The sequence below is a fragment of the Nocardia abscessus genome (genome assembly GCF_015477775.1).
Lineage (GTDB): Bacteria > Actinomycetota > Actinomycetes > Mycobacteriales > Mycobacteriaceae > Nocardia > Nocardia abscessus_A.
This window is the reverse complement of record NZ_JADLQO010000009.1, coordinates 244,163-270,656: the sequence shown is the minus strand read 5'-3', so window position 1 is coordinate 270,656 and position 26,494 is coordinate 244,163. Positions and strand designations below refer to the sequence as shown.

24 protein-coding genes and 2 pseudogenes are annotated in these 26,494 nt (G+C 66.8%); 13 read left to right on the top strand and 13 right to left on the bottom strand.

What is annotated here, in order from left to right; translation table 11 throughout:
• The first annotated feature begins 387 nt into the window (after positions 1 to 387).
• On the top strand, positions 388 to 963 hold the full coding sequence (locus tag IU450_RS23435) for a dihydrofolate reductase family protein (protein ID WP_195151882.1): 576 nt from the start codon (positions 388 to 390) through the stop codon (positions 961 to 963).
• Here IU450_RS23435 and IU450_RS23430 read toward each other — a convergent pair.
• Together IU450_RS23430 and IU450_RS23425 are read right to left on the bottom strand one after the other, a co-directional pair.
• Positions 918 to 1,655, bottom strand: coding sequence for a helix-turn-helix domain-containing protein (locus IU450_RS23430; protein ID WP_195151881.1), 738 nt, complete (start codon positions 1,653 to 1,655; stop codon positions 918 to 920). The two genes, IU450_RS23435 and IU450_RS23430, sit on opposite strands and share 46 nt — an antisense overlap.
• A 350-nt stretch (positions 1,656 to 2,005) precedes the next feature.
• A pseudogene (locus IU450_RS23425) lies at positions 2,006 to 2,901 on the bottom strand (RNA polymerase sigma-70 factor).
• Positions 2,902 to 3,180: 279 nt separating this feature from the next.
• On the opposite strand from IU450_RS23425, the gene IU450_RS39915 reads away from it, so the two are divergent.
• Both IU450_RS39915 and IU450_RS23415 read left to right on the top strand, forming a co-directional pair.
• Complete coding sequence (locus tag IU450_RS39915; protein ID WP_228834971.1) at positions 3,181 to 3,504, top strand: hypothetical protein; 324 nt, start codon at positions 3,181 to 3,183, stop codon at positions 3,502 to 3,504.
• Between the two features lie 11 nt (positions 3,505 to 3,515).
• Entirely contained in the window at positions 3,516 to 4,211 is a 696-nt protein-coding gene (locus IU450_RS23415; RefSeq protein ID WP_195151879.1) for an NAD(P)-dependent oxidoreductase, read from the top strand.
• A 57-nt stretch (positions 4,212 to 4,268) separates the two neighbouring features.
• Here IU450_RS23415 and IU450_RS23410 read toward each other — a convergent pair whose 3' ends face one another.
• The 3 genes from IU450_RS23410 to IU450_RS23400 form a co-directional block, all read right to left on the bottom strand.
• Positions 4,269 to 4,904 (bottom strand): sigma-70 family RNA polymerase sigma factor, encoded by a 636-nt coding sequence (locus IU450_RS23410; RefSeq protein WP_195151878.1) that lies wholly within the window; start codon positions 4,902 to 4,904, stop codon positions 4,269 to 4,271.
• A 476-nt stretch (positions 4,905 to 5,380) separates the two neighbouring features.
• Positions 5,381 to 6,190, bottom strand: a complete 810-nt coding sequence (locus tag IU450_RS23405) for an ABC transporter permease (RefSeq protein ID WP_195151877.1) — start codon at positions 6,188 to 6,190, stop codon at positions 5,381 to 5,383.
• Positions 6,187 to 7,113 (bottom strand): ATP-binding cassette domain-containing protein, encoded by a 927-nt coding sequence (locus IU450_RS23400; RefSeq protein ID WP_195151876.1) that lies wholly within the window; start codon positions 7,111 to 7,113, stop codon positions 6,187 to 6,189. Before IU450_RS23400 ends, IU450_RS23405 begins: the two co-directional genes overlap by 4 nt.
• 396 nt (positions 7,114 to 7,509) lie before the next feature.
• Here IU450_RS23400 and IU450_RS23395 point away from each other — a divergent pair, with 396 nt between their 5' ends.
• The 4 genes from IU450_RS23395 to IU450_RS23380 all read left to right on the top strand — a co-directional run bounded on the left by IU450_RS23395 (position 7,510) and on the right by IU450_RS23380 (position 11,628).
• Positions 7,510 to 7,914 carry a hypothetical protein gene (locus IU450_RS23395; protein ID WP_195151875.1) on the top strand — a complete coding sequence of 135 codons (405 nt, stop codon included), beginning with the start codon at positions 7,510 to 7,512 and terminating at the stop codon, positions 7,912 to 7,914.
• Between the two features lie 141 nt (positions 7,915 to 8,055).
• A complete protein-coding gene (locus IU450_RS23390; protein WP_228834970.1) occupies positions 8,056 to 8,301 on the top strand; it encodes a hypothetical protein in 246 nt (81 codons plus the stop codon).
• 601 nt (positions 8,302 to 8,902) lie between these two features.
• Positions 8,903 to 9,781 (top strand): alpha/beta hydrolase, encoded by an 879-nt coding sequence (locus IU450_RS23385; RefSeq protein ID WP_195151873.1) that lies wholly within the window; start codon positions 8,903 to 8,905, stop codon positions 9,779 to 9,781.
• A 518-nt stretch (positions 9,782 to 10,299) separates the two neighbouring features.
• Entirely contained in the window at positions 10,300 to 11,628 is a 1,329-nt protein-coding gene (locus IU450_RS23380) for a cytochrome P450 (protein WP_195151872.1), read from the top strand.
• Between the two features lie 615 nt (positions 11,629 to 12,243).
• Here IU450_RS23380 and IU450_RS23375 read toward each other — a convergent pair.
• Together IU450_RS23375 and IU450_RS23370 are read right to left on the bottom strand one after the other, a co-directional pair.
• On the bottom strand, positions 12,244 to 13,860 hold the full coding sequence (locus tag IU450_RS23375) for a carboxylesterase/lipase family protein (RefSeq protein WP_195151871.1): 1,617 nt from the start codon (positions 13,858 to 13,860) through the stop codon (positions 12,244 to 12,246).
• A gap of 145 nt (positions 13,861 to 14,005) precedes the next feature.
• On the bottom strand, positions 14,006 to 14,491 hold the full coding sequence (locus IU450_RS23370; RefSeq protein WP_228834969.1) for a MarR family winged helix-turn-helix transcriptional regulator: 486 nt from the start codon (positions 14,489 to 14,491) through the stop codon (positions 14,006 to 14,008).
• 106 nt (positions 14,492 to 14,597) lie between these two features.
• Here IU450_RS23370 and IU450_RS23365 point away from each other — a divergent pair, with 106 nt between their 5' ends.
• Positions 14,598 to 15,131 (top strand): phenolic acid decarboxylase, encoded by a 534-nt coding sequence (locus IU450_RS23365; RefSeq protein WP_324197780.1) that lies wholly within the window; start codon positions 14,598 to 14,600, stop codon positions 15,129 to 15,131.
• A 1,308-nt stretch (positions 15,132 to 16,439) separates the two neighbouring features.
• Here IU450_RS23365 and IU450_RS23360 read toward each other — a convergent pair.
• A complete protein-coding gene (locus tag IU450_RS23360; RefSeq protein ID WP_195151870.1) occupies positions 16,440 to 18,746 on the bottom strand; it encodes an ATP-binding protein in 2,307 nt (768 codons plus the stop codon).
• A 54-nt stretch (positions 18,747 to 18,800) separates the two neighbouring features.
• A complete protein-coding gene (locus IU450_RS23355) occupies positions 18,801 to 19,649 on the bottom strand; it encodes a LysR family transcriptional regulator (RefSeq protein WP_195151869.1) in 849 nt (282 codons plus the stop codon).
• 105 nt (positions 19,650 to 19,754) lie between these two features.
• Here IU450_RS23355 and IU450_RS23350 point away from each other — a divergent pair, with 105 nt between their 5' ends.
• From IU450_RS23350 to IU450_RS23340, 3 genes are read left to right on the top strand one after another with little or no spacing between them, the layout of a single operon-like run.
• The gene (locus IU450_RS23350; protein ID WP_195151868.1) at positions 19,755 to 20,480 is read left to right on the top strand and encodes an SDR family oxidoreductase; all 726 of its coding nucleotides are present in this window, start codon (positions 19,755 to 19,757) and stop codon (positions 20,478 to 20,480) included.
• A gap of 45 nt (positions 20,481 to 20,525) precedes the next feature.
• Entirely contained in the window at positions 20,526 to 21,428 is a 903-nt protein-coding gene (locus IU450_RS23345; protein ID WP_195151867.1) for an alpha/beta fold hydrolase, read from the top strand.
• A gap of 38 nt (positions 21,429 to 21,466) precedes the next feature.
• Positions 21,467 to 22,225 carry a MerR family transcriptional regulator gene (locus IU450_RS23340; RefSeq protein ID WP_195151866.1) on the top strand — a complete coding sequence of 253 codons (759 nt, stop codon included), beginning with the start codon at positions 21,467 to 21,469 and terminating at the stop codon, positions 22,223 to 22,225.
• Between the two features lie 117 nt (positions 22,226 to 22,342).
• On the opposite strand, the pseudogene IU450_RS23335 reads toward IU450_RS23340, so the two are convergent.
• Positions 22,343 to 22,642: pseudogene (locus tag IU450_RS23335) on the bottom strand (sigma factor-like helix-turn-helix DNA-binding protein); the annotation flags it as partial.
• Between the two features lie 385 nt (positions 22,643 to 23,027).
• Here IU450_RS23335 and IU450_RS23330 point away from each other — a divergent pair.
• Together IU450_RS23330 and IU450_RS23325 are read left to right on the top strand one after the other, a co-directional pair.
• Positions 23,028 to 23,549 carry a GtrA family protein gene (locus IU450_RS23330; RefSeq protein ID WP_195151927.1) on the top strand — a complete coding sequence of 174 codons (522 nt, stop codon included), beginning with the start codon at positions 23,028 to 23,030 and terminating at the stop codon, positions 23,547 to 23,549.
• A 184-nt stretch (positions 23,550 to 23,733) separates the two neighbouring features.
• Positions 23,734 to 24,039: a hypothetical protein gene (locus IU450_RS23325; protein WP_195151865.1), complete on the top strand. Its 306-nt coding sequence runs from the start codon at positions 23,734 to 23,736 to the stop codon at positions 24,037 to 24,039.
• 171 nt (positions 24,040 to 24,210) lie between these two features.
• Here the strand turns inward: IU450_RS23325 and IU450_RS23320 are convergent, their stop codons facing one another.
• The 3 genes from IU450_RS23320 to IU450_RS23310 form a co-directional block, all read right to left on the bottom strand.
• Complete coding sequence (locus IU450_RS23320; protein WP_228834968.1) at positions 24,211 to 25,359, bottom strand: ABC transporter substrate-binding protein; 1,149 nt, start codon at positions 25,357 to 25,359, stop codon at positions 24,211 to 24,213.
• 97 nt (positions 25,360 to 25,456) lie between these two features.
• Positions 25,457 to 25,825 (bottom strand): VOC family protein, encoded by a 369-nt coding sequence (locus IU450_RS23315; protein WP_195151864.1) that lies wholly within the window; start codon positions 25,823 to 25,825, stop codon positions 25,457 to 25,459.
• Complete coding sequence (locus tag IU450_RS23310; protein ID WP_195151863.1) at positions 25,825 to 26,223, bottom strand: VOC family protein; 399 nt, start codon at positions 26,221 to 26,223, stop codon at positions 25,825 to 25,827. The genes IU450_RS23315 and IU450_RS23310 overlap by 1 nt, the downstream gene beginning before the upstream one ends.
• Positions 26,224 to 26,494 lie beyond the last annotated feature (271 nt).

Genomic DNA, 26,494 nt, shown 5'->3' with positions numbered 1-26,494 from the left:
CCAGCAACTGGCCTTCGAACTCGGCGGGTCGAGGGGCTGACGGGCAGGCCACACGCGAACCTCACGGGCTCCAGCGAAGACAATCCGGCGGCCTTGACGAACGAGCGAGCACAGGCGAAATGGTGTAGGGCCGACCCTGTGCGGGCAGCCCGGGCCAAGCCGTTGGCCAAGCAGTAAAGAAGTCGACTTCGAGACGCCACAGGACGTTTGCGGCCGGGCAGGCATGGCACGCCGAAAGTGGTGTCGGTTCTGTCCAAGACCGCGGCGCGAGCCGCCGATAGGCTGTCGACCAGCGGTGTTCCGGTGACCGCTCGGACGGTCTACAGCCGGGCGGGCTGCAGCCGGGCAGTTACAGGCGGTCTCCGCTTTCGGATCTGAGGAGGAACTTTGACACGCGAACTGGTCTACACGGGCTTCATGTCGCTGGACGGTGTAGTGGACTCGCCGGGCGGCAAGGAGGAGGGGCACCGCAGCGGCGGCTGGGTGATGGACACCGAGTTCGTGCCCGAGGCCTTTTCGCTCAAAGGCGAAGAACTCGCCGACACGACGGCACTGATGTTCGGCCGTCGCAGCTACGAGGCGTTCGCCCCGTTCTGGCGCGACTCCGCGGATCACGCCGCGTACAAGGAACTTCCCAAGTACGTGGTTTCGACCAGCCTCACCGACGACGCCGTGATCGAGGGATGGGGTCCGATCACGATCCTGCGGTCGATCGACGACATCGCCGCGCTGAAGCAGAGCGATGGTGGCGCCATCTTCATTCACGGCAGCGCCGAGCTGGCCCGGCGTCTCGCGGACGCCGATCTGATCGACCGGTACAACCTGCTCGTGTTCCCAGTGCTGCTGGGGCAGGGCAAGAGTCTGTTCAGCAGGGCGGACCGCGACAAGCAGCAGCTGCGCCTCGAGGAGTCCGCGACCTACTCCAATGGAGTGGCCAAGCTCGTATACAGGGTCGTGCGCTGAGCGGGATCGAGCGCGAACGCACCGCCGATGCCCGCACGGAGTTCCCGTGCGGTACGCCCGACGTACCGTCGCAGCGCGCGGGCTAGATGGGGCTCGTCGTAATACCCGAGCTTGTCGACGACATCGCTCGGGCGCTCTCCTGCGGTGAGCAGTATCGCGGCAGATCGGCCGCGCCCGATCTGCCGCACCGCGCCTCGGGTGAGGCCAGTCGCCGCCCGGAAACGACGCTCGAGCGTGCGATCGGTGGCCGCGGGACGGTGCCCGCGCAGAGCGTCCGCGACCAAAGGATCGCGGTCCAGGACTCCGCCTCGGACGAGCCGTTCCACGAGCGCCTCGGCGTCGTCCGGACGCGGTGTCTCCCAGCGGGCACCGGCCAGCCAGAAGGTCCGGTTGGTCACATCTGGCAAGAGGACCCCGCTGTCGACCAGGGACGTTGCGGCCACCGCGCGAAGCGACGTGCCGACCGCGAACTGGATCCCGACGAAGTTCGCGCCTTCGGGCACAGGGGCGGTATCGCAGCGGCTCTCCGGACCTGTGATGCCCGCGTACGCCGTGCCGTGCTGTTCCCAGAAAACCAGGCCCCAGGTCTCGGTCGCGACGGAGGTCATCTGCGCGACCCGCTCGCTCCGGCACGTCCAGACAGAGTCGATCCATAGCGAATCCGACGCACGCGTCTCGAACAGCAATCCCACCGCCGGCATCCTAATCCGAGCGCAGGTCATTCGAATCCCGAGGCGGCCCGGGTGCGTCCTTTCCTGTTCTCCGACGTCTGTCCTGGTGCCCAACCCCAACGGATCAAGGAGTCACCATGACCGACCCGAACGAGTTCGAGTCCCCGGCGGCAGAGCGGACGGACGTACCCCCGCAGCCTGCGGCGCCCCCGTGTTGCAGCACCGAACAGTCCACGTGCTGCGATCACAGTGAAAAGGCGACGTGCTGCGGTCCGGTGGCGGCAGGCGGTGGGTGCGGCTGCCAGTAACCCTCACCCGGAGCGGTGCGAGCATCGAGCGGCTCGCACCGCACTGCTCCGCCTGTGCCGGGGTCAACGGTCCAGCGCGGTCTCGCGTTGCATGTGTGAGAGCTTGTGGGGATTGCGGACGTAGTAGAGCCCTGTGACCGAGCCGTCGTCGATCCGCACCGCGACGACGCCGTCGATCTCCCCGTCGAGCCGGATGATGAGCGCGGGCCAGCCGTTGACTTGCGCAGGCTCGGCCGATGCCCGGCCGCCCATCCAGCCCGTGCCGCCACTCACCACGCGTGCCACCCGGTCGGCGCCCACGATGGGTCGCAGCGTCGCCTGCTTGACTCCGCCGCCGTCACCCAAGAAGACGACGTCCGGCGCGAGGATGTCGAGCAGGCCCTGCAGATCGCCGGTCTCGACCGCTCGCTGGAACGCTCCGAGTGCTTCGCGGGTCTCGACTGGAGACACGGCTCCGCGCGGCCGACGCGCGGCTACGTGTGCGCGGGCACGATGGGCGATCTGGCGGACCGCTGCGGGACTCTTGTCCACGGCTTGCGCGATCTCGTCGTATGCCATGTCGAACACGTCGCGCAGCACGAACACCGCTCGCTCGGTAGGGGTGAGCGTTTCGAGCACCAGCAGCATCGCCATCGACACGTTGTCGGCCAACTCGACGTTCTCGGCGACGTCGGGGGTGGTGAGCAGCGGCTCTGGCAGCCAGGGGCCGACGTAGGATTCCCGTCGGCGGCCGAGTGTGCGCAGCCGCCGGATCGCCTGCCGGGTGGTGATCCGGGCCAGGAAGGCGCGCTGATCCCGCACTGTTCCTTGATCGACTTCCCCCATTGCAGCCAGGTCTCCTGCAGGACGTCCTCGGCGTCGGCGGCTGAGCCGAGCATCTCGTACGCGACGGTGAACAACAGGTTGCGGTGGGCGACGAAGGCCTCGGTGGCGGAGTCCCCGCGTTCGTCGTCGCTCATATCACTCTCCTGTCTGTCGGCTCTGTCGACGATGTCATGCACCAGTGGCGCGTCCCGCCCGCTTTGTGACACCTGGAGGGCGGTGTCGCTCGTCACATGACCGCACTGTCACAGGTCTGCGGCCACCGGCCACTTGTGGTGGTCCAGTTACCCAGACAGGAGGGCCGAAATGCAGGTGGTTGTGGTCGGCAGCGGCTACTCGGGCACGCTCGTGGCGAACCGGGTGATCAGGGAGGTCAAGGATGCGCAGATCACCCTGATCACCCGCGCTCGGATTTCGTGGAGCGAGTCCGGCTGCACCAGCAGATCGCCGGAACATACGCGGCGGCAACACCTTTCGCCTGCTACACCGCGCTGCCGCAGGCCATTCACGCGGCCGACAACTTCGCCCGGTTGCGCAAGAACCGCGAGCCCGAACCGCACACCTTCCCGTATTGGAACCGCGGCATCTCCCTCGGCCGCCGGGACGCCATAACCCAGTTCACCCACACCGACGACACCGTCCGGCGGGCCTACCTGGCCGGACGCGGCGCGGTCGCGCTCGAGGAAATGGGAGTCCACAGCGCGTTCTCCACCGCCCGTGCCGGTGCCTCCAGGTTCTAGGAAGGACAACGATGCGTGTTACCGTCTTCGGCGCCAATGGCCCCACCGGCCGCCTGCTCACCGGCCAGGCACTGGCCGCCGGACATCAGGTCACTGCGGTCACCCGACAACCGGAATCGTTTCCCCTGCACCATGACCGGCTCGATATCGTCGGTGCCGATGTGCTCGATGCGGTGGCTGTCGATGCCGTAGTGGCGCAGCGGGATGCGGTGCTTTCGACGCTCGGGGTGCCTGCCGCGAAGGAACCGATCATCACCTATTCGCATGGTGCGGCCAATATCGTCGCCGCGATGCAGCGGCATCAGGTGCGTCGGCTCGCCGTTGTCAGCTCCAGCGGAGTCGACCCGCACCCGTACTCCGACGGCGGGATCCTGTTCAACCGGGTGCTGCTGCCGTACGTGACGCGGGTGCTGGGCAAGACGCTCTATGAGGACATGCGACGAATGGAAACGCTGATCCGCGCCAGCGATCTGGACTGGACGATCGTGCGCCCGAGCGGGCTCTATCACCTGCCGTCGGTCACCGACTACACCGTCCACGAAGGCCACGCCGACGGCAGGTTCACCGCCCGCGCGGATCTGGCCGCCAGCATGCTGGCCCTGCTGGACGACGACCGCTGCCTCCGTACGACGGTCAGCGTCATCACCACGGTCGACAACCCATCCCTGTTCCAGTGGATTCGTCGCGAAGCACGGGCCGAGAAGTGATCCCGATCCGAGCGTCTTCGACAACCGATGTGCCGATAGTGCGGGTCGGGGCGCGATCTATCGGTCCGATGGTGGCGTGTCCCCGCAGGCGCAAGTTCCGCTACGGGGTTGATAGTCGTGCACGTGGCCGGTGCGGTCCTGACTGATCTGGCAGCAGGCGTGCAGTTGGGCGTGGAGGGCAGCGCGGCCGCGTTGGACGCGGGATTTCATCCCGGATATCGAAATGCCCGCTTCACCGGCAGCAGCGGCGTGCGTGTGAGCGTCGAGGTCGACCATCTGCACTGCGGCCGCCTGCTCGGCGGGCAGCCGGGCAAGCATTGGCGCCAGGCAGGAGGCGAGTTCTTTCTCCGCCGCCGCGTCGGTGTCGAGTTCATTTTCGCCCGCGGAGGGTTTATCCGGGACGGCGTCGACGGGGAGTTCGCGGCGATGGGGGGCGGACCGGTAGTAGTCGGTGATCGCGTTGCGGGTGATGGCATACATCCAGCCCAGCAGCCGATCCTGCTCGCGCAGGTTGTCCAAACTTTTGGCCATTCGCAGGAACACGATCGACAGGATGTCGTCGGCGTCTTGCGGGTGTGAGACCCGGCGGGCGATGAAGGCCCGCAGATCGCTGGAAAATCGGCGCCAGAGCTGGTCGAGATCACCGGGTTGCGGCTGTGGTGTGGTCGCGGTGGTGGCCGTTGGCTGGCTCATGATCGTGGTTCCTCTCCGTCTCCAGCATCCTCGCCTGCTAGCGCGGTGGCGAGCCTTTGGTTCGTCATCGCACGTACTGACGGTGATGACTCCGATCGGACGCACCCGTGCGTCCCGATCCGGAGTGTCACGTCTGTATGGGTGCCGAAGTCGATATCGGAATCTCCGATTCGACAGACCCGATAAGCGCGGTGAGGAGGTGAGAGCGATGCTCACGACACATCTGCTGTCGGATCTCACCGACGAAGAGGTCGATCTGATCGTGGCCGAGGAACTGCATCTGCTCGACGCCACCACATGAGCGCCATCGGCGCCTGCATCAGGCGTATCCGCTGAAACAGCACCCGAGATGAGCCTCTACCCCTCGCGGGGTAGAGGCCATCGCGGTGCTCGGTTCGGGTCAATAGCGCATACGCAAAGCCCGCCGCGTCCTTCTCCCTTGCCGGAGAGGAAGGACGCGGCGGGTTCGTCGTGGTTCAGCGGGCGCGTGTCGGCCGGACCAAGCGGGTGAGCACGGGGATGGTGGTGACCGCGGCCCATAGTCCGATCGCCGCGACCAGGGCGGTGGCGGTGTCTCCGCCGGTGGCGGTGCCGAGCACGTGCCCACGCAGGGCGTCGGTGGCGTGCGCGACCGGATTCACAGTGGCCATGGCTTGCATCCAGCCGGGCATGGTCTGGATCGGTGCGAACGCGCTCGAGACGAACATCAGCGGCATCATCACCATCATCCCGGCGAACTGGACCACGTCCGGGCGGCGTAGCCGGTCCCCGATCAGGCCGAACAGGGCGCTCATCGCCCCCGCCAGCACCACCAGAACCACGACCGCGGCGACAGCGTCGCCGCCGCTGCCATGGAAGTCGAAACCCAGTAGCACGGCGGCGATCCCGAGCAGCGCAGCCCGGGCGAGGGTGAACACGGCCTCGTTGATGGTGCGAGCCATCCCGGGCAACGTCGCCCGCATCGGCAGGGCCGCGAAGCGGTCGTGCAGGCCGTTGGTGTGATCGATCGCGGCGGAGACTCCGGCGTTGGTGCCGGCCATCACCGTGGAGACCGCGAGCATGGCCGGGGTGAGGAAGTCGATGTAGCTGACCCCGGCGGGGAAGCCGGGTCCGGCGGCGACGCTGCGGAACACCTGGCTGAACAGCACGAGCATCGCCATCGGCATGGTCAGCGAGAACATCAGCAGCTGCGGGACACGGGCGCTGGTGCGCAGGTTCCGGACAGTCAAGGCGGCGAGCTGGCTCCCGATCGGGGAACGCCCGATCGTGGTCATGGTGGTGGTCATCGGTGGGCTCCGGTGGTGTGGGCGAGGTGGGTGAAGACGTCGTCGAGGCTCGGGGAGGTCACATCCAGGTCGGTGACGTCGATGCCGCCGCGGTGCAGATCGGCGACCAGCGCGGTCACGGTGGGGGCGTCGTCGACGGTGACCGACACCCGCACCCGGGTGCCGTCGACCCGGTCGACGTCCGGGGTGAACGGCAGATCCGCGATCTGCTGGGCGGGGACGATGGCGTGCAGCACCTTGCCGCCGACGATCCGTTTCAACTCGGCGGGAGCGCCGCGGGCGGCGACCCGGCCACGGCTCAAGACCACGATGTGATCGGCGAGCCGGTCGGCTTCCTCGAGGTACTGGGTAGTCAGCACCACGGTGGTGCCCGCGGTAGTGAGCTCCTCGACGACGTCCCACAGTCCGGCACGAGCCAGGGGGTCCAGACCGGTGGTCGGCTCGTCGAGGAACAGCACCGCGGGGTCACCGACGAGGCTTGCGGCCAGATCGACACGACGGCGGGAGCCGCCCGAGAGTTCCCCGACCCGCCGGGTCGCGTACTCGTGCAGCCCGAGCCGGTCGATCAGTGCGTCGGCTCGTGCGCGGGCGGTGCGGCGCAGACCGGCCAAGCGGCCGATCAGCTCCAAGTTCTCCCGGGCGGTGAGAAATTCGTCGAGTCCGGCGTATTGACCGGTCACCCCGATCCGACGGCGAATGTCGGTGGCGTCGGCGATCACGTCGAGGCCACCGATTTGCACGCGGCCGACGGTGGGCCGCACCAGGGTGGTGAGGGCGCGGATCAGGGTGGTCTTGCCCGCACCGTTGTGGCCGAGCACCCCCAGCGTCGTTCCAGCTGCGACTTCCAGGTCGACACCGTCGAGCGCCCAGGTTTTGCCGTAGGCGACGTGCAGATCCTCGACCACGACGGTCGGGGCAGTCATCGCACGCCACCGACATGGTCAGCGAGATGGTCGAACAAATGAATCGTCATCGAAACGTTCCTCTCGGAAGAAGGTGTGCTCACACCCCGTTGGATGCGAGTCCGCTTCCTCAGACGAACCACCCGCGAGATGGACGCACCGGCCGACAGTCGCGGCTCAGCGGCAGGTCGATTGCCCGCGGGCCGGCAAGGCCGTTGAACAGCGTCTCGAGGCACCCTGGCGTAGCGCGGTGCGGTTGTTCTGGGGGGTTGATAGCCGGTCGTGGTGCCAGTGGAGGTGTCAGGTGTGTGTCAGGTCGGTGTCAGTCGGCCCGGCCAGAGTGTGTTCATCGAACAAAACGACCGGCACCGACACGGTGCCGGTCGGTGCCACTACCGATTTCGAGGAGTACACGACATGTCCATCACCATCACCCTGACCGACCAGGACAAGAGCATCCTGCGCACCGCCGCCTACGGCGCGGTGTCGCTGATGGCCGCCGCGGGCGCGCCGCACAAGGGCATCTCGCACGGCTCCATCGCCCTGACCTCGGCGACCGGGCTGGCCGGGCACGTGCTGGCCGCCAAGTCCAAAGACATCCACCTGCCGGGCAAGTCCGTCGCCGAACTCGCCGACCAGGTGCTGCCGAGCCTGACCGCGGCCATGAACCTGCTCGGCAAGCAGGATCCGGCCGAGGCCGACAACTTCCGCGACACCGTCCTGGTCGCTGTCGAAGCCGCCGCCGGGTCCGGTAAGGGCGAGCCCAGCCCCGCCGTGGCGGCGATGGCCCGCAAGATCACCGCGGCTCTCGACGCCGCCTGAACAGAGTGCGGGACCGGCGCACAGCTGACAGCTGGTCGCGGGGTCCTCTCCGGACCCTGCGACACGGCCGCCGACCGCCGAAGCCCCGGTGCCGCCAAAGGACCCAATGGCGAATTCGACTGGCCCGTCATGGATTCCGGAATGTCCGAAGAAACCGACGCGCTGGCCGAGGACGCGGACGCTTTCCTGTACGGCCGGGCGGTGTGGGAGATGATGTCGTTCTTCTGGCCACGCGCGGAACAGCTGTCCACGCATCCACACGACCAGGCTTTCGCGCCGATCTGGCGCGCCAAACCGAAGTTCGTCGTGTCGCGTACCCTGCTGGCCGCGGACTGGAACGCCGGCGTCGTCTCCGATCCGGACAACCTGGCCGACACGCCGCCGTAGCCGATCGGCGCTTCGACGCCGGGTTCGCGGAGCGCGAGAAATCCTCCCTGTCCACCGCATGGAATGTGAGTCTGCGGGCCCCTCCCGGGCCAAGACCTCGGTCGATGGATCCAGCAACGCCGGGCGGCTCTCAGAATCCACGCGGAACCACTTGACACCACTCCATCTGTAGCACTATGGTTCAATCACTTCATGTGGAGTACTACAACTGATGCGGTAAGGCGGAGCTCGTCTCATCCCTGCCGAAGGCTCGTGTTTCACCGGCTTCACGAAAGGCGCGACCGATATGCGAAAGCAGCACGGCACTTACCCGATTCGAAACAAGGCGCAGCGATTCGTGGCCTGCCCCGTTCTTCCCCGGGCTGACACCAACGCCAACAACGGATGGCCCCGGCACAGCAGGCGCGGAGCGCGGTAAGGCCCCGGCCGGCACGGTCCGCCGCACCCGGTGATCCGGGTTGATGACACGAACCGAATCACAGCGAGAAGGAAATCCTTCCGCCTGAACAACTTGGCATCTCCGGGATTCTGGCAAGGCCCGGGCATGCCGTGAAGATCTCGACGAGGCCGGAAACCGGCCGGGAGGACATGCTTCTCAGTTATGCGTGACGTGAACATATGGAGTGAAGAGTTCGGCGCCGCGACGGATGCGCCGATCCTGTTGATCATGGGCTCGATGTCCCAGGGCATCCTGTGGCCGGACGAGTTCGTCGGCCGCCTTGTCGCCGGCGGCCGCCGGGTGATCCGGTACGACCACCGTGACACCGGAATGTCGGACACCGTCGACTTCGCGGCGGAGCCGTACACATGGGACGACATCAAGAACGACGTGTACCGCGTCCTGGACGCCCACGGCCTGGAGAGCGCGCACCTGGTAGCCCACTCGGCGGGCGGGCTGCTCGCCCAGTTCATCGCGGTGGAGCGGCCGGAGCGGGTGCGCTCGCTGACCGTCATCGGCTCCTCACCGCTCGGCGGCGGCGAAGGTCAGGTGATCATGCGAGCTCTGCTCGGGCAGCCGCAGCTCGAGGGAAGCCTGCCCGAGCCGGCGCCGGAGTTCACGTCCTTCTACCGCACGCTGATGGCCACCCCACCGCCGGAGGACCGCAGCGCCCGGATCGACGGCATGATCGCCGAGCAGCGCCTGCTGCACGGCACCGGGCTGCCGTTCGACGAGGACGCGGCGCGTCGGCTACAGGAACGGATCTACGACCGGGCCCGCGACCTGAACGCCGTGGCCAACCACCGGCTGGCCGCAGCGGCCGAGCCGGACTTCGAGCCGGTGGACGTGCTGCACAAGGTGAAAGCGCCCACGCTGGTCATCGAGGGCAGCCATGAGCCGGTCAAGGCAGGCCACGGCGCGGTCATCGCCGAGCGGATCCCGGGGGCGCGGCTGATGATCGTGGCGGGCATGGGCCACACGCTGCCGCTGGAAGTGCACGAGGAGCTGGCCGCCGCCGTCCTCGCGCATACGTCCAGGTGACGTCTGCCCGACCTCCAGCCGGACCGATGGTGTAGTGACCGGCGTCTGCGACGCCCGGCACCATGGGCGGTTCCACACGGCGGCAGCCGGCCAGGCGAGCAGCTCGGGGCAGGATCCACCGCCCCCGACGGGCTGCAACCCACTGAAGTGCTAGGCCCCGGTGATGATTCGCACATTGCCGGGCCCACCTTCGCTCCGCGGCTGCCCGACACGTTTCTCGGAGGTCGAACAGACATCGGCCGGACGGTTTGCCTGCTGCCCGAGCGGATCCGGTCAGCTACCGGCCGGAACCCGCCGGGCAGTTCGTAGCCGGGCATCCGCCGTGTGGACATCGCTCGGGTCTGTGGGGTGTCCACCGAAGCGTCCCGGCCCCGGACGCGCCTGACGACGTGGTCGCGGGATTGCCGATACGTCGACCACTTCACCCACGCCGGACGGTGCCAGGGCGCTCGCTTCCTATTGCCACTGCGGGGATTTCATGTTTGCGAGTCGCCGAGCAACAGGTTAAGGATGGCTACATGTCGCATGCCCCGATATCTCTGCGTGAACTACCCCGGCTACGCAACCGCCACATCGCGCAGATCGGTGGGCTGATGCGCCCCGGCACGCACCGTTCCCCCTTGCTGGAATTCGGCGAACGGTTCGTCGTCTCGCCGCCAGGATTTCCGGCCATGCTGGTCACCTACAACATGGACGATGTGCGAGAACTGTTCGCCAACCACGACGACTTCTCGGTCGGGCAGGTGCTGAGCCGCTTCTCCAGCCACGACAAGATGTTCGGCAAACAGACGTTGATCTTCCTCGACGGTGACGAACATCGCCGCGAACGTAAGCTGTTCGCGCCGCCGTTCCAGAGCAAGGCACTCCGGTCCTACGAAGACCTCATGGTGGAGGTGGTCCAGCGCGAACTGCCCACCTGGCCTGTCGCTGAACCGTTCGAATTTCTGAAGGTCGGCTACGACCTGGCCATCGGCGTGCTGCTCGGCGTCGTCTTCGGCGACGTGGCTCCGGCCCGCAGGGACCGGCTGAAACAGGCGGTGAGCCGGTGGTTCGGGGAAATCGAAAGTCGTGGTTTTCTCGCCGTCACCTTGCTCACCCCGCTGGTCGGCGGCTACACCCTGCCCTACCCGCCGCTCAGCCGTCGGCAGTCCGAGGTGGACGCCATCATCATCGAGGAAATCGCCGCGCGCCGGGCCTCGCCCGAAGACGGGAACGGCCGCAAAGATGTGCTGTCCCGGTATGTCGGCACCGAATTGGATCAGCACGACGACGCCGCATTGGCCCGCAACATGCGTGGCGTCCTGCTGGGCGCCTACGAGACCACCGCGATCACGCTCGGCTGGATCGCCGCCATGCTGGCCGTCCACCCGGCAGCCATGGCCGAGATCGACGCAGCGGTCGACGCCGGCGACGGTGCCCGGCTCGACACATACCTCGACGCCGTGGTCGCCGAAACGATGCGGGTCCGCCCGGTGTCACCGTTCACCGGGCGGCGGGCACTGCGCGACACAGTGGTCAACGGTGTTCACGTCCCCAAGGGCGCCATCGTCATAGTCCCGATCCTGCTCATCCACGAATCACCACGGCACTACCCGGACCCGATGGCCTTCCGCCCCGAACGCTTTCTGGACGAGCCACCGAACGGCCGTACCTGGCTGACCTTCGGCGCAGGCGCGCATCGCTGTCTGGGTGCCCAATTCGCCCTGGCGGAGGCGCGCATCCTGTTCCGCACCATCCTCGAGCATCGCCGCATCGGTGTAGCCCCCGGCCCCGTCGAGCCCCCACGGCGCTATCACACCGGCCTCAGCCCCGCCCACAACGCCCGCATCACCCTACATCCCCGCTGAACGCAATCCGCACCGCGACAATACGATTCGTCGCGAGAGTCTCGGATCGAGCCCGACCTGGTGTGCGGCCCGTCGACAATCCGAACCACGGCAGTCAGATCGACCTCGCCCGCATATCCCCGCCGATCACACACCGGGCGGCCCTCACCGGCCGCCTCACGCCCGGCTGGGGTAGCTCTGGCTCACGATCGCGGAGGTCGATGAGCGCCTAGTCGAGCGCATCGAAGGTGGCCGAGGCGTCGTGGCCGGACAAGGGATACATCCGGGGAAATCCCGGATCCGCGCGAACCAACACCGTCCGCGAAAAGTTGAATGACCTGCCGGGCGCCCGGCCCCGCCGCCGCCTCGGTGCGGCAGTCAGTCCTTGTGCCATCCGAAAGGCATCAGGTGAACGCACGATTCAGTCGCACGTGTCGAGCATCCTGACGAAACTCGGCCTGCGGTCACGGCGCGAAATCGCCGCCGCCATGCCGCGTTCGGTGCTCCCGTGAAATGAGGGCTCCGGGAAGCGCTCGTCCCCGGAACGGGCGAACGCACGCACGTGCCGAATAGCGGTCGCTGAATCCCCAGTGGCGTTGGGAGAGGTGCTGGCCGCGAGAGCCGGATCCGATCAACCTAGCCGATGTGGCTGATGCCCGACCATAGGTCGCAGTGGTGTTGTCGGGCGAAGGAGTGCGTGACAGTGATGTTGTCGCTGCCGAGTTCGAGGCTGATGTTCGAAGTCGACGGCCACGGGGTGAAGGCCGGCGTTTCGGGGTCGCCGGTGTGTGCGAATTGTGCCCAGCTTTGCTGCATTTGCTGGGAGAGGCGGTCCGCTGCGGGCGGTAGCGGGATGGCCACACCCATCAGTCCGGAGAAGATGTAAGGCACTTCGGCGCCGTGAAAGGCTCCGGGCAGGAGCGGGTTTCGTCCCAAGGGCGCCTCGTTGAACTGGTACTGCCATACTCGAGCACCGCCGCGGCGGGCCGCTTGTGTGGTGAAGAGCGCTGGGCAGGCGAAGAAACCGTCGGTGATCACGTGCTGCTTGGCCTCGGCCGCGGTCGGGAAGGCCGATACGGGGTATCGCTGCAGAACGCGATCGGCGTTGCTGGTGAAGATTTCCTGAGCCCAGCTCACGTAGTCTGTTGAGCTCGGCACTGTGGCGCGAGCGTAGTCGAGCAGGGCGAGGAAGGTCGCGCCTTCGTCGGCGTTGCTGCCGACGACAAGCGGAATGTCGCGCGCTGCCCCGTCGGCCAGGGCGTTCTCCGGCGGAGTGGTGACGACGACATCGTCGCGCACCGGAGCCCAGGTGACAGCCATCGTGTGCAAAGTTGTCGTGGGAGAATCCAGCATCCGGTCGGCCGGTAGTGCCCGAAGGCACGTGAGGCGAGTTGCGGCCTCGGCGCAGCCGAGACTGGTGGCGTAGTCGGCTGATCGCTGATAGGCCTGTTCTTTCGAGGCGGGCGCGAGGGGACTGCGAGCGCAGGAACCGCTTTCGATGATGGCTTTGGCATAGAGACCGCGGGCGGTCGGTGAGCCCAGTTGCGTGCAGACGCTCATGCCTCCGGCGGATTCGCCGAACAGGGTTATGTTGTCCGAGTCACCGCCGAAGGCCGCGGCGTTGTCGCGGATCCATCGCAGTGCTGCCTGCTGGTCCAGAGTGCCGTAAGTTCCGGTGACACCACCTTCGCCCGCAGCGAGTTCGGGTAAGGCCAGGAAACCGAACGGACCGAGTCGGTAGTTGGGGATCGCGACGATGACCTGGCCATCCCGGACCAGCCGGGCGGGTGAGTCGTACTGTGCGTTGGATCCCAGTACGAATCCACCACCGTAGAACCACACCATGATCGGAAGTTCGCTCGCGGCAGGATGTTCCGGGACATAGACATCGATATTGAGGCAGTCCTCGCTCGCGGGCTGCACCGCTGGAATCCACGGCAGCGGAGGTGATTGCGGGCATTGCGGACCATGCGCGGTGGCCGCGAGTACACCCGTCCATGGCGGGGTGGGCGTCGGCGGCGCGAAACGGTTGACGCCCCCGGTGGAGGCTGCGAACGGGACTCCGAGATACTCGATCACCCCGTCGACGCGTGCGCCCCGGATCACGCCACCGGAAACACTCGTAGAGGGGCCCTCGTCGGCGCCGGCTATACCGGTGGCGGGACAGTTGACGACCCCGAAGACGAAGACCACGACAACGACCAACCACCGTAGCGGGCGCACACGCTGGGATATCCCGACGCTGACCGGCATGAGAACACTCCTGCACACCTGGGGTCGACGCCTGATACATCGCCACGGAGGCGCCGACCTGAAACAAATCTACTTTTGTGACAAAAGCAAGCTACAGGGGTGGCGTCGAGCGCGGGAAGGATTGGACGAACCGGGTCGCGGGCAGCTACTCGGCGTCGGGATCACTCGCCAGTATGGTCAGCAAACGTTGCAGCGCGGGCAGTGCGGACTCGATCGCGGGTCGGTCGGAGGCCGGGAGCTCGTCGAGGGCTTCGCGTAACATCGCGGCGCTGGCTCGGTCATACCGGTCGAGCAACTGCCGCGCCCGAGCGGAGGCCATCAGTATCGCGCCGCGCCGGTCGGAAGGCAGTGGCTTGCGATCGACCAGTCCCGCTTCGGCCATCGTCTTGACGAGGTTGCTGATCGTCGACGGCGCCATCCGGAGTTCGCTCGCGGCGCGGGTGGGCGTCAGGCCGCCGGTGGCCACCAGCAACCGCAGTAATTCGATCTGAGGTTCCGGCAGGTCCGGCAACCCCTCGGCGGCCCGCGTGCGATGCAGCACCGCACGCCGCAACGGCCCGAGCAGGGCACTGAGCTGAGCCTCGAAATCGGGCTCCGGCATCGATCGGGCCCGCACGGCGATGGCATCCATGACCTCATTGTGCACTTGCATCAGGTGGACATCCGTGATTACTTTTGCGACAAAAGTAACCGCTTCGTGGGCGCTCGCCGCCCCAGCCACCCCAGGAGCTACTCCGATGAGCACCGTCCCACATCTCACCGAAGACCACGAGGCGCCGATGGCCGAGTTGGCCGGCCTGGTGGGGCACCGGTTCATATACCGCTATGACAACGGATGGCAGTACGAGATGTACGTGAAGAACGACCACACCATCGACTACCGAATACACTCGGGCATGGTCGGTGGACGATGGGTCAAAGACCAGCACGTCGACGCCGTCCGCATCGCTACAGGCCACTTCAAAGTCTCCTGGACCGAGCCCACCGGCACCTCCGTCGCCGTGAACATCTCACCCGAGCAGCGGCGTCTGCACGGAGTCATCTTCTTCCCGCGCTGGGTGCACGAGCACCCCCAGCGCACAGTGCTGTTCCAAAACGACTTCCTCGACCGGATGACCTCCTATCGTGACCAAGGCCCGACCTATCCGATCCATATGGTCAGCGAACTCGCCACCATCACGTGGTATGAACATGTCGGCGAGAACGACGACACCGTCATCGCCTGCGCCCCCAGCGAATTGCCGCCCGGTTACGCGGAACGAGTCAACTGACGCCGAACGCCAAGCAGCGTCGTGGCACTCGTTGCCCGATAGGCCGAACTGTCCGGCGAGCAAATTTCGTTGATCCTTTACCGACCAGAGGTTTGTGATGTTCGCTGGAATGCGTCTGGATGTCCGCGGTCGACGGCGGGCCGGACACAACCCGCTTTTGCGTCGGGCTGTGCCGCAGAAAGTTTCGGCATGGCAACTGCTGTATCGCAGTAGCGACCTGCACGGCCGGGCGGAGGCCGCGGTCACCACAGTGCTACTGCCCCCAGGTGCCGCACCGGATCCCGATCGGCCGTTGTTGGCCTTCCAATCGGCAATCGATGCCGTCACCGAACGCTGCGACCCCTCCTGGTCCTGCAGCGCGGTGCCCGCGCCCGCGGTTCTGTCACGCAGGCGGAATGGTTGCTGGTCGCCGACGCGCTGCCGCCAATGTGATCGCCGCGTTACGGCCGCTGTACCCGATTCTCGACCAAGTCATCGAGGCCAACCCGACTCCCGAAGGGCACCGCTACCCCGAACAGTTACCGCCCGCCGACACACGCACGGTACGTTCGGTCGCGACGATGGCGCCTGGTGTGCGCGGATTGGCCGATATGGCTGTCACGGCACTGCGCGTCGTGTTCGGCCGACCTCTGGCCGCCGCCCGCGGGCCGCTTCGGCGCACTGACCGCGCTGTTGCCGCTTGATACTGCAGCGGCACTCAGGTGAGTGAGTGGCCGCGAGTTCTACACGCAATTGATCACCTTGATTGCGACGATCGAGGTGGTGGCGGAATGAGCCTTGCCCAGAATTCGTGGCGCACCGCGTCCCACAACCTCGTCAGTTCTGGAAGAAGTTCTCGTGCTTGCACGAGATCTGGGTAAGTGTCGGGGCCGAAGGAGACGATCGGCGATGCATCGTATGTACTGTGCACCGCGAGAATCGAAATCAAATGGTCCTGAAGCAAGCGCCATGTGACGCCTAGGCCCTCCGCTTCGGTTCGACGGACGTCATTCATCTCCGCCCCCATTGCGGTGCACATCGCGGGCGCGACTTGCGATTCTTTTGCTTTCCGACTGCCGACGGTACTTCGCGGCGATGTCAAATGCTGTCAAAACCGACCTCCTGCTCGTCACGATCTGACGAGCATCACAGATCCGGCACTGCGCGGCATGGGTGAAAACACCCACTCGATACCCATTTGCGCAGTTCGCGGGCGCCTGAAGCGTCATGTGCCGCCGGACCGACGACCCGGTCCGGCACCGATCTCGTTGGCGAGAAGCTGGTGGCAGGGCCTCGTGAGCGCCCCCCGGGTGCGCCCGAACAGCAGGTTCAACGCGGACGCGCCGTCCAGGCGGCGACCTGCGCGCGAGAAGAGAAGCCGAGTTTGCAGAGGATGTTCTCGACGTGCCGGTCGACCGTTCTGGGCGACACCACGAGTCGCTCGGCGATCTGCCGGTTGCTCAAGCCCTGGGCGAGTAGCTCGGCGACCTGCCGCTCGCGTGCTGTCAGCACGCCCGCTTGCACCGTCGCAGGTTGCGGGCCGCACGCACTCCGGTCGAGCGCGTAGGCGATCGCCTGGTCGTGATCGAGTCCTTCGCCACGCACTCGTTCCGCACGCACCGTCGCCTCAGGAAGCGAATCGGTCACGATGCGCTCGCACACAGCGTGTAGTTCCGGCATCCGGGGCCCGAACGCTGCGATCGAGGTACCGATTCGCCGCCACATCATGTGGATCGCTCCTAGGAGTCGGGCCGCATGGCGGTGCTCGCCGCGGGCGGCCGCGGTCCAGGCCAGTAGCTCGATCATCAGCGCTGTACCCACATGGTCGTTGAATTCGCGCTGGATCTCGAGGGCAGCGTGAGCCGAGGCGATCGCCTCGTCGAAATCCCCCCGAACCAGCTGGTCGTAGCCGAGTGCCCAGACCGCGTACGACTTCGTCCACTTCTCGCCGCGCCGGTCGGCCAGCTCGATCGCTCGCCGCGCCGTCGCACATGCTCTCGGATTACGCCCGTGCGTATAGGCGACCGCGAGCTGGAAGAGTGTCATCCGGACCAGCTCGTCGTCCTCGGAGAAGCTCTCGACCACTCGTTCGAATCCTGTCACGGAAGCGGCGAGATCTCCCCGGAATCCCGCGGCAGTGGCGCGCAGGCTACTGGCCCAGCCGAGCGCACGGTGGTCTCCGGCTTCTGCGGCGAGCGCCGCGCATTCATCGAGCGCCGCCTCGGCGGCGTCGAGGTCGCCCTGCAGAACCATCACCCATCCCGCTACCCACAGTGCGGAGATCCGCCCGGCGTCCGAGTCGGCGGCAATCCGTAGGGCGCGGTCGATCCAGCGTCGCCCGGAGCCGAGGAATCCGTCGGCGCACCAGTGATAGCGCAGTGCCGTAACCAAAATCAGCGCCTCGCGGGAACTCCCCGGACTGCTGGTCGCCCACTCCAACGCCCCTCCAAGGTTTCCCCGGTCGGCGCGCAACAGGGCAAGGCCGGTCTCCTGGCCGGGCCCGTTCCACTGTCCGGCGATCCGTTCAGCGAACGCGAGGTAGTAGTCGCGGTGCCGGTCGCGCAGCGCGGAGCCCTCGCCGCGCTCGGTCACCCGCTGCCATCCATACTCGCGGATCGTTTCCAGCAACCGATAACGCGTCTGATCCTCGGCCGGGACAAGCACGACGACCGATTGCGCGACGAGGTGATCGATCAGGTCCAGCACCTGCGCACGCGGCAGATCACGGCCTGCGCAAACGTCCTCCGCGGCATGCAGGGTAAACCCTCCGACGAACACCGACAGTCGCGCCCACAGGAGCTGTTCGGCCGGCGAGCACAGCTCATAGCTCCAGTCGATCAGCGCACGCAGCGTCCGCTGTCGCGGCAGCGCGGCTCGCGCACCCCCCGTCAACAACGCGAACCGATCCTCTAGCCGGTCCAGAATCGCCTGCAACGGCAGTGATCGCAGCCGGGACGCGGCCAGCTCGATCGCGAGCGGAATCCCGTCCAGCCGCTCGCACACCCGCACCACCGTGCCCGCATTACGCTCGGTGACCTCGAAGTCCGGACGCACCGCCCGAGCACGCTCCATCAGCAGCATCGGAGCGTCGAAACCCGCCACCGCCACAGGTGTGACGGACTCGTCGAAAGCAGGCACCGACAGCGGGCTGACCGGATAGACGTGCTCACCCGCTTCGCCCAGCAGTTCGCGGCTGGTGGTCAAAATCCGCAGCCCCGCGCAGGCACGCAGCAGGTAGTGGCACAGCAGGCGGCAGGCGTCCAGCAGGTGCTCGCAGTTGTCCAGCACGACCAGCACCTGCCGGTCGGCGAGGCGCTCCACGATCTGCTGCTCCGCTGTCCGGTGCGACAGATCCGGCATCCCGAGACTGGTCACCACCGCCCGCGCCACCCGTTGCGGATCATCCACGGCAGCCAGGTCGACCAACCACACCCCATCGGGAAAGGAGCGGCCGGACGCAGCGGCTACCTCCGTGGCCAGGCGGGTCTTCCCCACCCCGCCCACGCCGGTCAGAGTGACCAGTCTGGCAGTCGCCAGCAGTGCCCGGACCTCGCGAATCTCCCGCTGTCGACCCACAAAACTCGTGACCGCCGACGGCAGATTACCGGCTCCGCATACGGGCCTGCGCTGCCCCATGACATGTGAATCCTAACCTGCGTTCGGCCTTGTCGAACGCGAGTTCGGCACAACCTAGAGGCGTGTAGCAGTCCGGACGAGATCGGCGACGGCTCTGGATCGGCTGTGCGGTGGCCACGCGATCACCGTCGTGACGGTCGGCGCGTCCAGCACCGGCACGGCGGCGTGGTCGCGGCGAAGATGGGTTCGGACCGACTCCGGCAGGATCGCCGAAGCCCGTCCGAGCGCGATCAACTGGAGCAGCTGGGTATGGTCGCGAACCTGCGGACCAGGGCCGTCCGGGTATGTACCGTCTCGTCGAGGCCAGCGTGGCAGCGGTAGGCCGGGCAGCTCGGCGACCTCGGCCATCCGCACGTGTGTCCGGTTGGCGAGGGGATGCCCGGCAGGCAGGAGCACGACCTGCTCCTCGGTGTACAGCTCCTCGATGTCGAATCCGGCCATCGCGTCGAACGGCCGATGCAACAAAGCCACGTCGGCGCGCCCGTCGCGTAGCAGGCGCTCCTGTTCGCCGATCCCGCACAGGAGCACCTCGACGGCGACCGAGCCGGGCTCGGCGGCGTAGGCGTCGAGAAGTTTGGACAGCAGTTCGATGGACGCTCCGGCCTTCGTGGCCAGGACCACACCAGCGCGGCCGGTCGCGGCGAGGGCCGCGCGGCGGGTGCGTCGGTCGGCGGCCTCGACCGCGTCCAGCGCCGCCCGAGCCTCCCCCAAGAGCACCGACCCGGCCTCGGTCAGGGTGACAGCGCGACTGGTTCGTTGCAGCAAGACCACCCCGAGCCGCCGTTCGAGTTGCCCGATCGCCCGCGACAGTGGGGGCTGCGCGATCCCGAGCCGCTGCGCCGCCCGCCCGAAGTGCAGTTCCTCGGCGACGGCGACGAAGTATCGCAGCTCCCGTGTCTCCACGATTCTCAGGTTATCCGGCGTCCAGCCGGGTCGATACCCGAGCGGTATCGCTGTCCACTCAGTCGGTCTTGGACGTCCCGCCGGACCCGGAACAGGATCGACCGTATGAGTGAACAGACGATCGCGCTGGTGACCGGCGCGAACAAGGGCATCGGGTACGAGATCGCGGCCGGCTTGGGCGCCCTCGGTTGGAGTGTCGGTGTCGGCGCCCGGGATGAACAGCGCCGCGAAGCCGCCGTGCAGAAGTTGCGGGCGGCCGGTGCCGATGCGTTCGGCGTACCGCTCGACGTGACCGACGACGCGAGCGTGGTCGCCGCCGCCGAGCTGATCGAGGACCGCATCGGACGCCTCGACGTGCTCGTCAACAACGCCGGAATAACCGGCGGCATGCCACAGACGCCCTCCGCCGTCGACCCCGCGACCGTGCGCGCCGCCGTGGAAACCAACGTGATCGGCGTCATCCGCGTCACCAACGCGGTGCTACCGCTGCTGCGGCGCTCCGCCTCACCGCGGATCGTCAACATGTCCAGCACGGTCGGCTCCCTTACTCTGCAGACCACCCCGGGTATCGATACGGGCCCGATTTCCGCTGCGTACTCCGCGTCGAAGACGTTCCTGAACGCTGTCACCGTCCAATACGTCAAGGAACTGCGCGACACCAACATCCTGATCAACGCAGCCTGCCCGGGCTTCACCGCAACCGATCTCAACGGATTTCGTGGCGTCCGCACTCCGGAGCAGGGCGCGGCGATTGCCATCCGGCTCGCGACCCTGCCCGACGAAGGACCGACCGGTGGGTTCTTCGACGACGCAGGGATAGTGCCGTGGTGACATGGGTTTGACCTTGACCCTGCGTCAGGGTTGGAGCCTTGTCGCATGACGAACAACAGCATTGCTTCGGCTCGGCTCGCTCCGCCGGTCGGAGGGTTCCAGCAGATCGACGGCCGCCGCATTTTCGTGCATCGGTTGGGCAGCGGCGGACCGGCCGTCGTGTTCCTGCCGGGCGCCGGCGCGGTCGGTCTGGATTATTTCGGCGTCCAGCAACATGTTTCGCAGTTCACCACCGCCGTGGTGTACGACCGCGGCGGCACGGGCTACAGCGATCCCCTCCCGTTGCCGCGCACCGCCGCCGCGGTCGCCACAGAACTACACGAACTGCTGCGCGCCCAGGACATCCCCGCCCCGTACATTTTCGCGCCACACTCCCTCGGCGCCTTCTACGCGCATCGGTTCGCGCAGCTGTACCCGCGGGAGGTGGCCGGTCTGGTCTGGTTGGACGGCTTGCACCGCGACTGGGACGACTTCATGCCGCCCGCGATGCGGCTGGCCGCGGCCGAGCAGATGGCATCCGATCCCGATCAGCTCGAACGGCTGCGCTCAGCCCTGCGCGAGATGCGCGCCGAGTTGCTCGCGGACTACCCGGAGCACATCCGGCGGTCGCTGATCGATGCCAAGTCGAGTGACGAATGGATCCGGGTCGGCATCGCCGAGCGCAGCATGTTGACCGAATTGGCCACCGAACTGCGGGCCGGACCCAACCTTCCTGATGTCCCGGTGGTCGCTCTCAGCGTGCTGGGCACCGACCCCGCCCAGCAGGCGGAGACGATGCAGAAGATGCAGGACGGCAGAAGGCGAATGGACGCGGTCCTGGTGAGCGCGGTGTCGCGCGGGGAACAACGCATTCTCTCCGACACCGTGCACCACCGGCTCTGCTTCGACCGCCCCGACGCCGTGGTCCAGGCGATCCGCGACGTCATCGACCGCGCGGCTCGCCCCTAGACTCGGCACGATCACGTTTCACGAAGAATAGGAGGACGGTGCTCACGATCGGTCAACTCGCGGTGACCGCCGGCGTGACCGTGCGCACCGTTCGTCACTACCATCACGTCGGCCTCTTGCCCGAGCCCGACCGTGACTCTTCGGGCTACCGTCGCTACAGCGCGCAGGCGGCGGTGGATCTCATCCGGATCAGGACACTCGCCGATGCCGGCGTTCCGCTGGCCCGTATCGACGCGCTGCTGCACGCGCAGCCGGCCGAATTCGCCTCGGCCATTACCGACATCGACGCCGAACTGCAGCGCAAGATCGACCAGCTCGCCGATAACCGCCGCCGGATCGCCGAATTGGCCAGCGGCGAACGGCTTGTCCTGCCTGCCGAAGTGGTCGCCATCCTGGACCGAATGCGCGGTCTCGGGATCAGTGAATTGCGGGTACGACTCGAGCGCGACTCGTGGATCCTGATGCAAGCACTGGATCCACGCGCCATGCCGCAGCGGATCCGGGAAAAGAACGCCGGCTTCGATGACCCCGAGACGACGCGCCTGTATCTCGCCTGCGATCAATCGGTCGACTGGGATCCGCACGATCCACGCCTGGACCAGCTCATCGACGACCTGGACGCCTGGGAGATCGAATACGAACGAGACGGCAGCCGGCCGGGCTACCTGAAGCTGGTCTCTTCCCGGATCTCCGAGGCATCACCGGCATGGCAACGCATCCTCGACGCACTCGCCCACCGCGCCCGGCGGCGGCGCACCGCAGCTGAAGCCGGCACCGTGGTCACGTCCGACAGCTGAGGAACGCACCTCGGGTCTTCGCTGTTCACAACGAACCTTGGCTGCCGGTGCGTGGCGGGCCGAGTGCGGGGTCGCTCACTGCACTGCGGCTTGTCGGCTCCCTACCGGCTGATCTGACGCGGAACCGTCGCCGTCGACGGGTTCGAAGCGTTTGCGTCGCGCCTGCACGTGCGAGCGGGCGCGGTGGGCCACCTTGCGCACCGTCATCACGGGTTTGCCCACCGCCGTGGCGATGTCGTCGTAGTCGAAGCCGAACACCTCGCGCAACACGAACACCGCTCGCTCGTCGGGAGTGAGTGCTTCCAGCAGCACGAGCATCGCCATCGACACCGACTCGGCGAGCACCATGTCAGCCGCCGCGTCGCGCTCGTCGAGCAGCAGCGGCTCGGGCAGCCACGGGCCGACGTAGTCCTCGCGACCTTGCAGGTCACCTCCTTGATCCTGGCGCCCATGCGGCCACCGACGTAGGGGTTTACCGCGGTGTCGTCTCTGCGGGCGAGTTGCCGGATGCCGGCGCGCCGGCCGAGGCTGATGCACGTCCCCATGAGGGCCAGGGCGATCACCGCGGGCTCGGTCCCCTCGATGTGGCCGAGCTACGAGACCGATCTGACAGGTCCGCGCAGCCAAGCCGAACATCGCATCAGGGAGCGTGTCAGGTCGGCGTCAGATCGGTGTCAGCCGGGCTGGCGACAGTACTCATGTGAACAGCACAGCAATTGCCGCTTCGGGGCTGCGGAAGGCCAACGGGAACGAGGCGATCGTCGACGGCATCGCTCAGGCTATCGGCGCCGTCCCCTACCGAATGCTGCGCACGGAATGGCTCGACCGACTCGACCGCGTGATGCGGTATCTGCGCGGCGATCACGCCTTCGCCCAGCTGATTCGATTCGCCCTGGTCGGCGGCTCCAGCAACGTCGCCTATGTCCTGCTGTTCGTGGCCGTGCACGGAATCTGCCCGCTGGCCGCCAATATCGCCGGCTCGATCGTCAGCACGGTGATCGCGAACGAACTGCACCGGCGGCTCACCTTTCGTGCGGCCGGGCGGGTCGGCTGGTTCACCGCACAGTGGGAAGGCGGCGGACTAGCGCTGATCGGCCTTCTGATCAGCACCGCAGCGCTGGCCGGTTTCGAGTTCTGGGCCCCGGGCCTCGGCGAGATCGCCCAGGCGGGCGCCGTGATCGCCATCATGGCGGGGGTCGGCGGTATGCGCTTCCTGGCCCTGCGCGGCTTCGTCTTCTGCAAGGTCCTTCAACCTCGAACCGGTTTGGGATCGGTTCCGCCGCATGCCGATACGCGGCGCCGTCGCGAAAACAACCGAATTTGATCATCGAATTCCCACCTGGAGTAAAGATCAAATTGCGTTACCTCGGCACAATATGTTGTTAGCCCACTATTAACGGTGATTATTACCACAATAAGAGAAGTGGATTTGGAGATTTCTTTTTCTTAACGTTGCTGGTGCGCGCCGTGATGGCGTTGTTATCCAACTGTGGAAGGAAGCTCCGTACATGTTCTCTCGCAAGATCGTTGTCGCCGCAGGCACCATCTCCGCTGCCGCCCTGTTCTTCGGCCCGGTCGCGGTGGCCTCCGCCTCCGGCTCCGCCGCCACTGGCTCCGCCGCCACCGGTTCCGCGGGCTTGGCCTCGGGCTCGGCCGACGGCGGCTCGTCCACGGGTTCGGCCGGCTCGTCCTCCGGTTCCGCCATGCTCGACTCGGGCAGCTCGGCCCTCGACGGCGGCACCTCCGCCATCGTGAACATCATCGATGCGATCACCGGCGTCAGGGACCTGAACCAGCCCCAGCCTGCCGCCTGATTCGGACTCGGCAGATCACCGCTTCGTCCATGCCACCCCCTTTGGGGGGCCGGATTTCCTTTTGCCGCTACGCAACCCCCATCACCTGTTGCGCGTAATTGCGGTGAATTTGCCATAAAGTAGACAGCCTCGATTCGGACGGATCTGGGCAGTCGGACCTTCGTACTGGTCTCAGCTGGCGTGAAGGATCCGAAAGCGATCGGGTTCCATCGGATCTCGATCGGCGACTTGGATCGGCGTCCGGGCCCATTGCCAAACACTGATGCCTGGCGCGCGGGCGAACTGGATCTGCCCGCGGGTGCCTTCGACCGCAACGCGCGACCAGGCCTCGGCAATGCGCGCTCGGTCCGCGCCGTGCGAACGCAGCACATCGGCGAGGACCGCGACCGTGTCGTAGCCCTCGAAGGCGACGAAGGAGGGCGCTTCGGCCAGCCGCGCGCGCAACGCCGTCTCGACTCGGGCACCGAGTGGGCTGAGGCGCTCGGGCAGGTAGCGCAGGAATGGGATCGCGGCGCTGTCGTCACCGAGCAACGTCGCCCATTCGGCGAACTCCGGTTGCCCGGCCGGAGCGCCGATCATGATCTCGGCGAGGCGCTGGTCGCGGCGGACAGACCTGACGATCGACACTGCCGGCTCCGGGTGGCCGACCAGAAGAACGAGGGCTGTCGCGCGATTGTCGACGAGTTCGTCGCACACGGCCCTGGGGGCGAGCGCGTGCATGTCGAGCTCGATGACGGTGCCGCCGCGTGGAGCGAGGTAGTCCCGCAAGATGCGGGTTCCAGATGCCCAGTAGACACTCGACTCGGCTGCTAAGGCGATCCGCCTGTGGCCCGCGCCGAGGAGGAAGTCCGCGTAGATCTGCCAGCCGTGGGACTGCGCCGGGGCGAGGCGCGCGACCCATTCCGTTCGTTGGTCGGTGAGCGCGTCGAGAACCGCTGACGAGCAGAGGAACGGCAGGCCGAGGGCGTCGGCCCTGGCGGCAGCGGCCCGAGCGACGACACTGTGATACTCCCCCGCCAAAGCAGCCACGCCCAGGTGAGCCAATTCGTCTACGGCCGCCGCGGCCCTCTGTGGATCGGCCGCGGTATCTCGGACCACCAGCTCGAGTGGTCTTCCGGCGATTCCGCCGGCCTCATTGACTTCGCGAACGGCCAGCTCGAGTCCAGCGAGCAGGTGTTTGCCCGCCTCGACCCAGCCAGGCCGAGTCAGCGGAACGAGAGCGCCGATCTGAACGGATCCGTCGGTCCGCTCCGCGTTCATCTCATCGCGCCATGGCGGGCGCGCCTGGGTGACCATGCCGGACATTGCAGCCGCCACCATCGCCGACAGGCAACCGATTATTTGTTCGCGTCAGCACGCCGACATCGTGTGCGGCGTGCTGCGCTCGGGTTGCCATGACGGCGATGGTGGTGGCGCGTTATTGCTCCAGGACGGACAAGACGTTGCCCGCGGGGTCGGTGAACCAGGCGATCAGGGGGCCGCCTCCGCGGTGGATGCCTTTCTCGTCCTGCTCGGCGAATTCGTAGCGTTCGAAGCGCACGTTGCGGCGCATGAGTTCGTCGACGGCCGCCTCGATGTCGGGGACCGGGAAGTTCAATACCGTGAAGGTCGCGGGCGTATGGTCCGGTTTCGGGTACACCAGGACCGTGCCCCCACCGCCGAGATGCAGCTGGAGCATCCCGTTCTCCTCGGAGACCCGGAGCCCGAGCGTCTCGGCGTAGAACCTCTCGGCCGCCTCGATGTCGTCTACCGAGAATCCACTGAACGCGTTGCTGTCGGTGAGCATCACTCGCCTCTCTCGGTCATCGCAGCCCGATGCTGTGGGCTCAGCTGGATGAGTTGAACGTAGTTGCCATCAGGGTCGATCGCGGTGGCGAACAGGCTGCCGTCTCGGTCGTCCAGTTCGGCCAGCCATCGCCCGCCGAGGTCATCGATGCGACCGGCTACCGCCCGGGCGTCGTCCACATCGACGTTCAGGATCATCCGGCCCGGTTCGGGGTTCGCCGCCCCGACGTCGTCGCGGCTGTCGATCATCACGTAGAAACCGCCGAAGTCCAGGACATCGTAGCCGGGCTCGCCGGGCGTACGGTCGACCTTCGGCGCGAAGACCGCCGCATACCAATCACGCAGACGGGCCGGATCGGTGCTGGACAACAACAGACTGCCGATTGTGGGTGTAGTCATACTCGATAAGACGACACGAGGCCGACGAACTCATCGGTGCGGCACATCTCCGACATAAGTCCGTCCAGCTGGAACGGCACTTCGAGACCTCGTTACCTCAGGGCGCGGGCGCATCCAGTCCCGACGACCCCCGTCGATCGGTTTCGTTCCGCGAAATTCCGTTCTGGGGCAGAGGATTCCGATTCGGCCGAAGCAGCACAGAGCCGTGATCCACACTCATCGGGCACCGCACCCGACCCGGCTGCGTGCGCCACCTGTTCGCGATTTTGGG